Source organism: Aquabacterium sp., from assembly GCF_049274795.1.
Taxonomy (GTDB): Bacteria; Pseudomonadota; Gammaproteobacteria; order Burkholderiales; family Burkholderiaceae_C; genus Aquabacterium.
Genome location: NZ_JBASTH010000073.1, coordinates 167,906 through 181,009, shown reverse-complemented (window position 1 = coordinate 181,009; position 13,104 = coordinate 167,906). Strand labels below are relative to the sequence as shown.

The following is a 13,104-nucleotide window of genomic DNA, read 5'->3' as shown; positions in this document are numbered from 1 at the left end:
GATCACCCGATCCACAATATCCCAAGGTCTCAGCCAAGAACTTTGGAGCGGACATATCCACACTGGTCAAGCTGATCGAGTCAGGCAAACTCTGACCCAGCCTCAACACCAAAATCCGGATACCCCTTTTTTCAACGGGTGAAAGGAAGATGATCTGTTCACGGATTATTCATCAGCACGAAGCCCTTGAATTTCCTGACTGATACCGAGCTGGGTCGCTTATCGAAGCATGCTGTCGGCGCATCTCCCCTTGACGCAGCGAGAAGGCGAAGCCCGCCTCAGGCAGGGTGCATGTCGGAGCAGCGCTCCCGGCGCAGCGTTTGCGGAACGTTGAATCGCTCGCGCACAAAATCGGGATCGATGTCGATATCGGGGTGATCGGTTTCCACCAGGAAAGGGTATATCTGGCAGTTGGCGTCACGCAGGCGGTGCTCGAATCTCAGGGTGTCCATGAAGAACAACGTGACGGGCACGCCAGGTTGCGCTGAGGTGATGACCCTCTCGCCAAAAATGTCTTCAAATTGCATGGCCTTGTACATGCGGTCGATGGGCTGTCGGGCGATGAGCAGCAGGGCATCGATGCCGGAGCGAAAGCAAGCCTCGTAGGCCACCTTGACCAGCGCAGGCACCACCATGCGTCCCCCAGGACCATTTTGGGTCACCATGCGGCCAGCTTCTGCGAGCGCCCGTTGGTGGAACCGCTGCGGCAGTTCGAATTCCTTCTCGAAACGCAGCGGCGTGTTGATGTTGGTGCTCAGGCGCAGCGAACCCAGGATGCTGCCATCTTCGTGCGATTCGGCCATCACCAGCACCACATCGTCGCGCAGGTCGTCGGCTTCGGGCTCGTACAGGGACAGGCGTTGGACCAGGTCGGGTTGGTGGCGGGCATAAGCCTCGCCCCGGTGCCGGCAAACCCGCTGGATGTCCTCGGGGCTTTTGGCGATCCGCATGCGGAACGGCAAGGGCTGAGTTTCCAGGGCGGGCCGCGTGTAAGGACGGCCAAGTCTCACAGTCGGTCTGGACATGAACACACCTTTGGTGATCCGTGTTGAAAAACGATCGGTCACCAGCGGGAGGGCCGGCGACCGCACGGAAAAAGCAAGTGGGTGGCCGACCGCGGGCCGCCGTCACCGATGAAGGTGCTTACTTGCTTGACACATTCTTACAGCATGCCGACCGTTCATGACAAATATCTGCAAAGTGTGCGGTTATCCCGAATTGGCTTGTTGTAAAGACGTGAAAGGGCTGCGCATGCCCCCCGTGGGCATTCAACGCAGGATGTCATGCAGTGCCACGAACTCCTGGGTGAGTTTGTGGCGCGGGTCCAGGTGCACCATCGGACGCGCCAATTGGTGCGACTCCTTGATCTTCACCGAACTGCTCAGGTAGGGCTGCAACACGGGCAGGCCCTCGTCAATCAGTTCCTGCACCAGCTTTTGCGGCAGGGTGGCTCGGGGTTGGAACTGGTTGACGATGATGCCGCTCACGGCCAAGGCCTCGTTGTGGTCCGCGCGAATTTCCTGCACGTTGTCCAGCAGGGTATAGAGCGCACGGCGCGAGAAATCGTCGCAGTCGAAGGGAATCAGGCAGCCTTCGGCAGCGATCAGGGCCGAGCGCGTGTAGAAATTCAAGGCCGGTGGCGTATCGACGTAAATTCGGTCGTACGTTTGGCCGATTTCCAGCAAGGCGTCTCTGAGCTTGTAGATTTTGTAGCGTGACTCCAGCTTGGCGTGCAATTCGTCCAGGCTGGGGTGGGAAGGCATGAGGTGCAGGTTTTCCCAGGGGGTTTCGACGATGTGATCGACGATGTCCTGTGGACGGGCGTTGAACCTCAGGGTTTGCTCGAAGAATGCCGCGGCGTGCTGTTTGGCGTCTTCCGGGGGCTCGCCGAGCAGGTATTGCGTGGAGTTGCCCTGCGGGTCCAGATCGACCACGAGGGTGTTGAGACCTTGCGCAGCGCTGATGGCGGCGAGGTTGCAGGTGATGGTGGATTTGCCGACCCCACCTTTTTGATTGAAGACGACGTATCGCATGGTGCAGCGGGCTTCCGTGAGGCTGAATGCACGCATTGTGCACCGCAACACGGGAGCCGCTGATGACGGCTCAGCGCGCGCCGGCGCCCGTCTCTGGCAGCTCGATCTTGACTTCCAGCACTTCCAGATCGCCTTGGCGCTCCATGGACACCTTGATGTCGTCCGGGTTGATGGAGACGTACTTCGAAATCACCGCCACCAGCTCGCGCTGCAGGTCGGGCAGGTAGTTGGGGCTGTGGCTGCGGCCATTGCGCTCGTGCGCCAGGATGAGCTGCAGGCGCTCCTTGGCGACCGTGGCGGTCTGCTTCTTTTCACCGAGGAAGAAGGAGAGGAATCCCATGGCGTTCACTTGCCTCCGAACAGGCGCTTGAAGAAGCCGGGCTTTTCGGCGTCGATGAAGCGCATGGGTTTGTCTTCGCCCAGGAAACGCGCGATGACGTCCTTGTAGGCCTCGGAGACGTCGGTGCCGGTCATGTGGATGGCCGGGATGCCCTGGTTGGAGGCGTTCAGCACCGTCTCCGATTCGGGGATGACGCCGATCAGCTTGACGCGCAGGATCTCGTGGATGTCTTCCAGCGAGAGCATCTGGCCGCCTTCAACGCGGTTGGGGTTGTAGCGCGTGATCAGCAGGTGCTCTTTGATGGGCTCGCCGCCGTTCTGGGCGCGTTGGGTCTTGCTCTGCAGCATGCCCAGGATGCGGTCGGAGTCGCGCACGGACGAGACTTCGGGGTTGGTCACCACGATGGCTTCGTCGGCAAAGTGCATGGCCATGAGCGCACCGGTCTCGATGCCGGCGGGCGAGTCGCACACGACGTACTCGAAGCCCATCTCGCCGAGGTCCTTGAGCACCTTCTCGACACCGTCTTGCGTCAGCGCATCCTTGTCACGCGTTTGCGAGGCGGCCAGCACGTAGAGGTTGTCGCACTGCTTGTCCTTGATGAGGGCCTGGTTGAGGTTGGCCTCGCCGTGGATCACGTTGATGAGGTCATAGACCACGCGGCGCTCGCAACCCATGATCAGGTCGAGGTTGCGCAGGCCGACGTCGAAGTCGATGACGGCCGTCTTGTGGCCGCGCAGGGCCAGGCCCGATGCGAAGGAGGCGCTGGTGGTCGTCTTGCCGACGCCGCCTTTGCCGGAAGTCACGACGATGATCTTGGCCATGGGAGGGCGGTCCTTTCAGTGGATCTGTGCAAAGAGAGAGGTTCAGGAAATCGGTTCGAACACCAGGCGCTCGCCGTCGAGGCGGATCTGCGCTGGCTTGCCGCGCACGCTGTCGGGCAGCGGGTTGTCGGTGGTGCGGTAGGTGCCGGCGATCGACAGCAACTCGGGCTCCATGACGGTGGCAAAGATGCGCGCCTGGGTGTTGCCCTTGGCGCCGGCAATCGCCTTGCCGCGCAGCGGTGCATAGACGTGGATGCTGCCGTCGGCGATGACTTCGGCGCCGTGGTTGACCACCGCCGTGACGATGAGGTCGCCGCCCTTGGCATAGACCTGCTGACCAGAGCGCAAGGGCTTGTCGATGATCAGGGTGGTGGCGGCCACGGGCACTTCCACCTCGACCGGCACTTCGCGGACGACTTCACGCACCACCTCGCGCACGACCTCGACGGTTTCGACGCGGGCCGGTGCCGCGTGGCTGTCAGGCGCTTCGACCAGGCCCGCCGCCTGTGCGGCATCGCTTTGTTTGCGCGTCGTGCCGCGCACGGCCACGGGCTTGAGCTTGTATTTCTGCAGCAGGCCGATGAGTGCAGGGAAATCGACGGCGACGTCCAGGCTGGCCAGGTGGGTCAGGTCGATGACGACGGGCTCGCCGTTGAAGAGGTCGGGCGTGGCGCCGAAGCGCTCGTCCAGCGCCTGGGCCAGGGCCGTCAGGTTGCCTGTCTTGAGCACGAAGGCTTCCAGCGTCAGTGAGGCGCTTTTGACATCGAACAAGGCCGGTGCGGCGGTGGGTGCAGGCATGGAGATGCGGTGCTGGTAAAGCGTGAAGTTTAAGGCAGCGCAAGGGGCATGCAGGCCACGCGGGGAGTTTCGTTTCGCTGGTGCTCGGGCGCGTGCGGGCCTGTGCCTGATCGGCGCGATACTGGCTCGCACGGCGAGTTGTGCAGGCAAGAAGGGGCAGAGTCGAGATGTTGCAGATCGGGGCCTTGTCGGCCGAGCAGGTGGGCGTGGTGGTGGCCTTGGGCGCGGGCATGCTGATCGGCCTGGAGCGCGAGCGCCGCAAGGGCGAAGGGCCGCAGCGCCAATCGGCGGGCCTGCGCACCTTCATGGTGGCGGCGCTGCTGGGCGTGTGTGCGCAGATCGTGTCGGTCGCGCTGGCCGCGGTGGCGCTGTTGGGCGTGACCGTCCTGGCGGCGCTGTCCTACCTGCGCTCCCGCTCCGACGACCCCGGCCTGACCACCGAACTGGCCTTGGTCACCACCGCCCTCATCGGCATGTTGGCTGTGCCGCAACCCGAACTGGCCGCGGCTGCGGCGGTGCTGCTGGCCAGCTTGCTGGCCGCCCGCGAGCGCTTGCACCACTTCGCCACGCACTGGTTGAGCGAAGACGAGTTGCACGACGGCCTGCTGCTGGCGGCGCTCTTGCTGATCTTGTTGCCGCTCCTGCCCGCGCAGTCGCTGACGTGGCTGGGTGGTCTGTCGCCCCGCCGGATGCTGACCCTGCTGGTGGTCATCCTGGCCATGCAGGCGCTCAGCCATGTCGCGCAGCGCTTGCTGGGCAGCCGACTCGGTTTGCCGGTGTCGGGCCTGCTCGGTGGTTTCGTCTCCAGCACCGCCACCATCACGGCGATGGGCGGGCGTGTGCGCAGCGGCCAGACACCTCTTCAGCTGGCCTGCAGCGCGGCAGTGCTGTCTTCTGCTGCCACCTGGATGCAGGTGGCGCTGATGGCCTCGGTGGTGGTGCCCGGGGGCTTGCTGGAGTGGCTGCCGATGGTGCTGGTGGGTGTGGCTGCGCCTTTGGTGATCGGTGTGCTCCTGTGGCGCAGGGCGTCAGCCACCGCCCCTGGGGGGCTGCCGCCGGGGCGACGGGTCTTGCGCCTGCGGGAGGCCGCGACCGTGGGGGCCTTGCTGATCGCTGGTGCGGTGGTGGTCAACCTGGCCCACCAGCGCGGTGACCTCGGCTTGATGCTGGGCACTGGCATCGCGGCCCTGGCCGACGCCCATGCCCCGATGGTGGCCTTGATGTCGATGAGCGGCACGGGGCTGATCGGGCACGACGCGGCGATGTCCGGTGTTTTGCTGGCCATCACCGTCAACAGCGCGACCCGCAGCGTGGCCGCCTGGGTCTCGGGCGGTCGCGTCTATGGCCTGGTGGTGGCCGCCGCCTTGGGGGTGAACGTGGCCCTGGTCTGGGCGTGGCATTGGGGGTGACTGGACAGCGTGATGTCAGGGTGTGGCGGGAGGGCTTGGAGGCGCGCTCGCATTCAAGTCCTGCTGAACGGCGTCCGATAAAGGATGGCCAGTTCGCGTCACCCCACAGTTTTTCGCCACCCAATGGACGACCTTCACCTCAGCGCCCCAGCGGCACGAATGGCACGAATGGCCCAGGCCGATGGTGTGCTGGCCGACGTCCTGGCGGCACGCGTCAGCCATGCGCGTACAAGGATGCTGTACGGCCACATGCCGGTCACCGCATGGACGCTGTGCGGCTTCACCATCGTGATCGGTGGCCTGATCCACTTCACGCTGCCCACACCATCCACCTGGCCCACGCAGGCCTGGCTGCTGGTCGCGCTGGTGCTGGCCGTCACGCGTGCCTTGCATGCCCAGTCATATTTCCGCGCGGCCGATCGCCTCGCGCCGTTCTGGCAGCACAGCTATTACTGGCTGACCCTGGTGTTCGGCCTGTGCTGGAGCGCCCTGCCATGGGCACTGCCCGTGCGCAACGACCAGCAACTGGCGACCGCGATCATCGGCGTGATGATCGGCATGGCGGCCACGGGCGCCGCGCAGATCAGCAGCGACCGGGCCAACGTGCGCGCCTGGACCGTGCCCATCCTGGTGTCTTCCGCCCTGTATTGCGCGAACACCGGCGGGCCGCTCGGGTGGTTTGGCTTCATCAGCATCATGGGGTTCCTGGTGATCCTCTGGCTGGAAGCCGACCGGGCCCACCACCGCATCGGCGAGATGCTGCGTCTGCGTTTCGAGAGCGAGGCGCTGGCGCAGGCCCGTGCCCAGGCCCTGCACGAGGCCGAGTCCCTGAGCGCCGCCAAGGGGCGTTTCCTGGCCACCATGAGCCATGAGATGCGCACGCCGCTGCACGGCATCCTCGGGCTGTCGCGCATGTTGCTGTCCCGCATGCACCGGCCTGAGGATCTGTCCCAGATCGGCCTGCTTCACAACGCGGGCGAGCACCTGCTGGGCGTCATCAACGACGTGCTGGACTTCTCGCGGCTCAAGGACCATGGTTTGCGGCTGAACCCCAGGCCGGTGCTGATCAACGAGCTGGCGCGCCACGTGTGCGAGCTCTCCCAGGTCACGGCGCAGGACAAGGGGCTGGTGGTGATGTTGCGCTCCAGCCTGCCCGATGACCTGTGGCTCATCCTCGACCCGGACCGCTTGCGCCAGGTCCTCACGAACCTGGTGGGCAACGCCGTCAAGTTCACCACGCAGGGGCACGTCATCGTCCGAATGGGGCTGGAGCCCGCCGAGGCCATCGCCGGTGCCGAGGGCGATTGCCGCGTCACCTTCGAGGTGCAGGACACGGGCCGGGGCATCCCCGAGGCGCACCTCGACAAGGTCTTCGATGCCTTCCACCAGGTCGATGCGCGCGATGGCGACCTGGTCGGTGGCACGGGGCTGGGCCTGAGCATTTCACAGCAGATTTGCGTGGCCATGGGCGGTCAGCTGCGCTGTGAAAGCCGCGTGGGCATCGGCACGACCTTCTCGTTCACCTTGAGCTGGCCTCGAACGAATCGCCCACCCTCCGATGCCGCCGAGGCGGGGTTGCGTCAGGACGCCTTCGGTGACGAGCCCGCCACCTTGCGCCTCGCCGGGCGTGTGCTGGTCGTGGAGGACAACCCCGTCAACGTGCTGGTGGCGCAAGCCACGCTCGAACGGTTGGGGCTGGAGGTCGTCGTCGCAGACAACGGGCGGCGTGCGCTGGAGTGGCTGCGCGCGCATGAGCCCGACCTCGTGCTGATGGACTTCCACATGCCGCTGATGGGCGGCATCGAGGCCACGCGCCGGATCCGCGAGCTGGAGTTGCAGCAGGGCTGGGCACCCGTGCCGATCGTGGCCATGAGCGCTGGCGACCCCATCGACGACCACCGGCACTGCCTCGAGGTGGGCATGAACGACCACATCCGCAAGCCCTTCGTGCCGAGCGACATGAACCGCGTGCTGCGCCGACACCTGGGCGTGCGGGTGGGGCGTCGAGATCCCGCGGCGAGGTCACCAACGCCGGCATCCGCCGTGGCCTGATGCGCGTGCCTCGTTGATGGGACTCAGCGGGGTTTCTTGGCGCTGCGCGGCTTCGAGCCCGCGCCGGCGCGCGGTGGCAGCCCCGTGTGCTGGGTCAGCATCTGCCCTGGCTTGGGGCGGCGCGCGCTGACCTTCGGCAGGTCCCGCGGGTCGTGTTCGGTGGCTTTGCCGCCACGGCGCGTTGGGCTTGCCTCGGACCCCTCGTTGCGCTGCACCCGCCCCACGGTCACCACCGACGTCTTCGTGCCGGCCTGGGTCGAATTCTTGCGACGCGCGCTCTCGTAGGTGCCGTCGGTGACGGGCTGGTAGGTCGGGATCAGGTGGTTCGGGCCGTTGCCGATCAGGTCACGGCGGCCCATGGCCATGAGCGCTTCGCGCAGCAGCGGCCAGTTGTTGGGGTCGTGGTAGCGCAGGAAGGCCTTGTGCAAGCGACGGCGCTTCTCGCCCTTGACGATGTCCACGCGCTCACCTTTGCGGGCATCGCGGCTGATGCCCTTGAGCGTGTTCATGCCGGAGTGGTACATGGCCGTGGCCGTGGCCATGGGGCTGGGGTAAAACGTTTGCACCTGGTCGGCCTTGAAGCCGTTGCGTTTGAGCCAGATCGCCAGGTTCATCATGTCTTCGTCGGTCGTGCCCGGGTGGGCCGCGATGAAGTAGGGGATGAGGTACTGCTTCTTGCCGGCTTCGGCGCTGTACTTCTCGAACAGCTCCTTGAAGCGGTCGTAGGCGCCCATGCCGGGCTTCATCATCTTCGACAGCGGCCCGGTTTCCGTGTGCTCAGGCGCGATCTTCAGGTAGCCGCCGACGTGGTGGGTCACCAGCTCCTTGATGTACTCGGGCGAGCGCACGGCCAGGTCGTAGCGCAGCCCCGAGCCGATCAGGATCTTCTTGATGCCGGGCAGGGCGCGGGCGCGCCGGTACATGCGGATCAGGGGGGCGTGGTCGGTGTTGAGGTTGGGGCAGATGTCGGGGTACACGCACGAGGGCTTGCGGCAGGCGGCCTCGATGACGGGCGACTTGCAGCCAATGCGGTACATGTTGGCCGTGGGGCCGCCCAGGTCGGAGATGACGCCGGTGAAGCCCTTGACCTTGTCGCGGATGGTCTCGATCTCGCGCAGCACCGAGGCCTCGGAGCGGCTCTGGATGATGCGGCCCTCGTGCTCGGTGATGGAGCAGAAGGTGCAGCCGCCGAAGCAGCCGCGCATGATGTTGATGCTGAAGCGGATCATGTCCCACGCCGGGATGACGGCGTCACCGTAGCTGGGATGCGGCGCGCGGGCGTAGGGCAGGTCGAAGACCAGGTCCATCTCGGGCGTGGTCAGCGGGATGGGCGGCGGGTTGATCCAGACGTCGCGGGCGCCGGGGCCTTCGCCGTGCCGCTGCACCAGCGCGCGGGCGTTGCCCGGGTTGGTTTCGAGGTGCAGCACGCGGTTGGCGTGGGCGTAGAGCACCGGGTCGTCCTTGACCTGCTCGTAGGCGGGCAGGCGGATCACGGTGCGGTCACGCGGGGGCAGGGCGATGCGGCCGGTGCGTGCGGGCAGGGGCTTGTCGGCGCCGGGCTGGCTCACGCTGGCGGTGCCGGCGTTGCGCACGATCTGGATGGGCTTGGCGCCGCCGGCCAGATCGGCCTGGGCATTGACGGCCACGGGCGTACCAGCCTTCATCGGATCGAACTCTCCGGCCTCTTCCAGCGCGCAACTGCTGCCTTGCTCGGCCGCCTGCTGCCCCGTGGTCATGTAGGGGTTGATGTGCTGGTCGATGCGGCCGGGCTGGTCCACCTCGGTGGAATCGAGCTCGAACCAGCCTTGCGCCGTGCTGTCGTTGCGGCGGCGCACGAAGGCCGTGCCGCGCACATCAGTGATGGCCTCGATGGGCTCGCGCGCGGCCAGACGGTGCGCGATCTCGACGATGGCGCGCTCGGCGTTGCCGTACAGCAGGATGTCGGCCTTGGCGTCGAGCAGGATGGAGCGGCGCACCTTGTCCTGCCAGTAGTCGTAGTGGGCGATGCGGCGCAGCGAGGCCTCAATGCCGCCCATCACGATGGGCACGTTGCTGTAGGCCTCGCGGCAGCGCTGGGCGTACACCATCGAGCAGCGGTCGGGGCGCGAGCCGCCCTGGCCGCCGGGCGTGTAGACGTCGTCGCTGCGGATCTTGCGATCAGCCGTGTAGCGGTTGATCATCGAATCCATGTTGCCGGCCGTCACGCCCCAGAACAGGTTGGGGCGGCCGAGTTTCTTGAACGGCTCGGCGCTCTGCCAGTCGGGTTGGGCGATGATGCCCACGCGAAAGCCCTGGTTCTCCAGCATGCGGCCGATCACGGCCATGCCGAAGCTGGGGTGGTCCACATAGGCATCGCCCGTGACGATGATCACGTCGCAGCTGTCCCAACCCAGGGCGTCCATCTCGGCGCGCGTGGTGGGCAGGAATTTGGCCGTGCCGAAGCGTTTGGCCCAGAAGGGCTTGTAGGCGCTCAGGGGCTTGGCCGCCGGCATGGCGGGCGCGCTCCGGCCTGCCTTGCCCTCGGCGGTGGGCACAACCAGAGGCATGGCGGCCTGGGCTGCCGCGGTGTTGGCCAGGTTCTGGGCGGTGGCGGGGACGTTGGACACAGGGGCGGGCGCGGAAAAACTGCGGGTCGAGCCAGTCAGGGGCAAACTGGAGGCGGGATCGCCTGCGGGCGGGCAATCCGACATTGTGCCTGTTGGCACCATTTTTGTGTACCCGTGGGCTGGTGCCGTGGCGGGGGATTATTCCGCCGATCGGCGCATGGCGTGGGAGCGAGGGCCCTTTTAAAGGGGAGGGAAGGGGCTTGTCCTGTCCTAGCATCCCGGGCTTCTGATGCTCATTGAGCAGCCAACAGGGATTTGCGCACCACCATGGACACCGACGACCTCAAGGCCGCGCTGGCGCGGTCGCGCCGCCAGCCGATGCATTCGCCGTGGTGCTGGGCAAGCGGCCCGAGGACTATCGCCTGAGCCTGCACCCCACCCGCGCAGGCCGGGCGCTGGCCAAGGCCCTGCGCGAGGAAACCGGCATCAAGCTCGCCACCTGGGGCGTGACGGAGGTGGACGCCACCCGCCGCGACACCCTGGTGCTGGCGCTGGAAGAGCGCGCGCTGGCAGGCTTGGGCAAGAAGCTGCAGAACTGGCTCAAGCTGAACGGCGCGCCGATCCGCAAGGTGGCGCTCAAGGTCGATGGGCAGGATGTGGATGAGGGTGAGGGTGATACGGATCCCGCCAGCGCGTCGCCACGCACGTCCACCGCCACGCCACCAGCCACCAAGTCCGCTGCACCCGCCGCCGACACAGGCGCTGAACTGGCCAAGCTGGCGCAGGCCTTCGAGCAACTGGCGCCGGACATCAAGGCCGCCTTGCTGGCCCAGAAGGGCACGGCCAAGGGCCTGGCCCAGTTGGTGAAAGCCTGCCAGCAGACACTGGACGAACGCGACCTGGCCCTGGCGCGTCTGGCGCTGCAGCAACTGGCCGCCGAGCTCAAGCGCACCCCCCAATGCAAGAGGCTGGCGGACCAGGGCGCGGCCGCCGTCAACACCGTGCGACAACTGCGCGTGGCCAAGCGCAAGAACGACAAGGCCGGGATCGCGGCACTGCAGGCTCAACTGGAAACCACACGCCAAAAGGCCCGCGAGGATCTGAAGACCTGCCTGCCCATGATCGCGAAGATCAAGTTCGGCGAGTTGCCCGCCGAGGAGGCCTGGGTGGGCATGGTGGCCTTGCTGGACTTGGAATCACCCGAGAACGGGGCGGTGTTCTGGTCTGGCGGCAAGGGCAATGCGGTGGACCTCGCCACCGGCCGCGGCGGGGTGTCGCTCGAATCCACCGCCGGCGACTCGCTGATCGACGATTGGCTTGGTGAAATACCCTGGAGTGAGAAGGAAGGTGAAGGCCCGCCTTTTCGCAAGGACCTGTGGGCGCTGGCCTCTGCCACTTATGCCTTGCAGGCGCGCGGTGAAATCACCGTGATCCAGACGCCAGAGAAAAAAGCCCTTGGTGGCGGTGACATGTGGAAGCGCGTGGAGCGGCAAATCCTCCTCAAAATGAAGCGCCAGAAGATGGTGCGCTTCGGTGCCAAGGTGGTGAAGGAAAAAGCCGCTGGCGATCAATGAACGGGCTTGCCCGGGAGTCCAAGAACATGACTGCTGCTTACGATCTTTTTGTCCGCGAACTGAACTCCAGGGGGCGTGAATACGGTGATGGTTTTTCCTTCATCGACCCGTTTGAGCTGACGCCGCAAGAGCGGGTGAAGACCCGCGACGCGCTGCGCGCCTGCATCGACCGTCAAGAGGAGCGGGCGCCCAAGGCGCTGGCCTTGATCGACCCGGGCGAAGAGACGGTGACTTTGCTGACAACCTTGTTCCAGTCGGCCTCGCGTGCGCCATCGCCGAGCGCGTTCGACATTGCCGTTGCCGGAGCCCTGGCTTACTTGGCAGATGCGCCTGCAGCGCTGGACCTGTTGGAGCGCACAGCCGTGGGTGATGGCGGGATGTGGATCACCGGTGCTGCCATGGAAGGCTTGATCATTGCCGATGAGCACAGCAATGCCAGTGCGCGGCTGGCTCACCTGGTGCGCACACAGACGGACGAGGACGCCCTTCAGTTGTGCGCGGATGGTTTGCTTCAACGCCATGGCTGGAACGTTGACGACGAGGAGACGCAGGACGAGGCGCTGGCACTGCTCGATGACATGATGTCTGGCGATGCTGCCGCGCGTGATGCAGCCCTGCTGAAGGTGCTGAAGACGCCGGTGCGTCCGTGGCCCTGGGTTTGAACACCCTCAGGCTTTGATCAACCGGTTGCCCGTGCCGGTTCACGAGCCATGTGCGGCGCACCAGGCAGATCCAGCTCATGCACCCGCGTGGGCGTGAAGCCCTGGCCGGGCTGGTGGTCCCAGCGTTCGACCGTGCACAGGCGCTCACCCAGGTCATTGGTGTGCAGCGAGCGGATCAGGTTGAAGGAGTTGCCTGCCTCGTAGCGCACACGGCGTGACACCGCCGTGCCTGCATTGACGACCCACACCGGCCCGCGCCCGCTCTCGGGCGGCTCGGCCAGCACCGGCAGCATGTAGGGCAGGTGGATGTGGCCGCCCAGGATGAGGTCGGCACCGGCCTCACGCCAGGCCTGCACGGCGCGGGGGCCGCCACGCAGGCGGTCGGGCTCGTCCAGTTCGCGCGAGACGGCCGCAGGCTGGTGCGTCACCACCACCTTGAGTTGCTCGGGCGGGCCCTGGCGCAGGCGGTCGGCCACGTGGGCGATCTGCGCGGGTGAGACCACGCCATGCTTGTGCCGCCAGGCCCGCGTGGTGTTCACGCAGATCACCAGCAGCTCGGGCGTGTCCAGGCTGGGCTCCAACTGAGAGCCGAAGGTGTTGCGGAAGCGGCCCAGCGGCCACAGCAGGCGCGACAGCAGGTTCAGCGGCAGGTCATGGTTGCCGGGCAGGATCAGCCGCTTGCAGGGTGGCAGGCGGTCCACGAACTCGCGGGCACGTCGGAACTCGCCGGCGCGGGCGCGCTGGGTGATGTCGCCCGAGAGCACGACCACGTCCGGGCGCAGCAGGTGCAGGCAGCGCAGGATATCGTCGACCACCTCCGGCCGTTCTGCGCCGAAGTGCGGGTCTGAAAGGTGGGCCACGAGGGGCAT

The 13,104-nt window shown here is 66.1% G+C and carries 11 protein-coding genes; 4 read left to right on the top strand and 7 right to left on the bottom strand.

The window, feature by feature from the left end; genetic code table 11:
- Positions 1 to 278 precede the first annotated feature (278 nt).
- The 5 genes from WAQ08_RS11830 to minC all read right to left on the bottom strand — a co-directional run bounded on the left by WAQ08_RS11830 (position 279) and on the right by minC (position 3,992).
- Positions 279 to 1,091, bottom strand: a complete 813-nt coding sequence (locus WAQ08_RS11830; RefSeq protein ID WP_422191771.1) for an N-acyl amino acid synthase FeeM domain-containing protein — start codon at positions 1,089 to 1,091, stop codon at positions 279 to 281.
- Between the two features lie 177 nt (positions 1,092 to 1,268).
- Positions 1,269 to 2,033, bottom strand: a complete 765-nt coding sequence (locus WAQ08_RS11825) for a ParA family protein (RefSeq protein WP_422191770.1) — start codon at positions 2,031 to 2,033, stop codon at positions 1,269 to 1,271.
- A gap of 70 nt (positions 2,034 to 2,103) precedes the next feature.
- The gene (gene minE, locus WAQ08_RS11820) at positions 2,104 to 2,373 is read right to left on the bottom strand and encodes a cell division topological specificity factor MinE (protein WP_133606850.1); all 270 of its coding nucleotides are present in this window, start codon (positions 2,371 to 2,373) and stop codon (positions 2,104 to 2,106) included.
- 5 nt (positions 2,374 to 2,378) lie between these two features.
- Entirely contained in the window at positions 2,379 to 3,194 is an 816-nt protein-coding gene (gene minD / locus WAQ08_RS11815) for a septum site-determining protein MinD (protein WP_133606848.1), read from the bottom strand.
- 42 nt (positions 3,195 to 3,236) lie between these two features.
- A complete protein-coding gene (minC, locus tag WAQ08_RS11810; RefSeq protein ID WP_133606847.1) occupies positions 3,237 to 3,992 on the bottom strand; it encodes a septum site-determining protein MinC in 756 nt (251 codons plus the stop codon).
- A 167-nt stretch (positions 3,993 to 4,159) separates the two neighbouring features.
- Between minC and WAQ08_RS11805 the strand changes: the two genes are divergently transcribed.
- Together WAQ08_RS11805 and WAQ08_RS11800 are read left to right on the top strand one after the other, a co-directional pair.
- A complete protein-coding gene (locus WAQ08_RS11805; RefSeq protein ID WP_133606845.1) occupies positions 4,160 to 5,401 on the top strand; it encodes an MgtC/SapB family protein in 1,242 nt (413 codons plus the stop codon).
- A gap of 159 nt (positions 5,402 to 5,560) precedes the next feature.
- The gene (locus WAQ08_RS11800; RefSeq protein ID WP_422191769.1) at positions 5,561 to 7,453 is read left to right on the top strand and encodes an ATP-binding protein; all 1,893 of its coding nucleotides are present in this window, start codon (positions 5,561 to 5,563) and stop codon (positions 7,451 to 7,453) included.
- A 23-nt stretch (positions 7,454 to 7,476) separates the two neighbouring features.
- Here the strand turns inward: WAQ08_RS11800 and WAQ08_RS11795 are convergent, their stop codons facing one another.
- Positions 7,477 to 9,945, bottom strand: coding sequence for a YgiQ family radical SAM protein (locus WAQ08_RS11795; RefSeq protein WP_422191779.1), 2,469 nt, complete (start codon positions 9,943 to 9,945; stop codon positions 7,477 to 7,479).
- 350 nt (positions 9,946 to 10,295) lie between these two features.
- Between WAQ08_RS11795 and WAQ08_RS11790 the strand changes: the two genes are divergently transcribed.
- Together WAQ08_RS11790 and WAQ08_RS11785 are read left to right on the top strand one after the other, a co-directional pair.
- Positions 10,296 to 11,573, top strand: coding sequence for a hypothetical protein (locus tag WAQ08_RS11790; RefSeq protein WP_422191768.1), 1,278 nt, complete (start codon positions 10,296 to 10,298; stop codon positions 11,571 to 11,573).
- Positions 11,570 to 12,235, top strand: coding sequence for a hypothetical protein (locus WAQ08_RS11785; RefSeq protein WP_422191767.1), 666 nt, complete (start codon positions 11,570 to 11,572; stop codon positions 12,233 to 12,235). The genes WAQ08_RS11790 and WAQ08_RS11785 overlap by 4 nt, the downstream gene beginning before the upstream one ends.
- Positions 12,236 to 12,252: 17 nt before the next feature.
- On the opposite strand, the gene WAQ08_RS11780 is transcribed toward WAQ08_RS11785, so the two are convergent.
- The gene (locus tag WAQ08_RS11780) at positions 12,253 to 13,104 is read right to left on the bottom strand and encodes a metallophosphoesterase family protein (RefSeq protein ID WP_422191766.1); all 852 of its coding nucleotides are present in this window, start codon (positions 13,102 to 13,104) and stop codon (positions 12,253 to 12,255) included.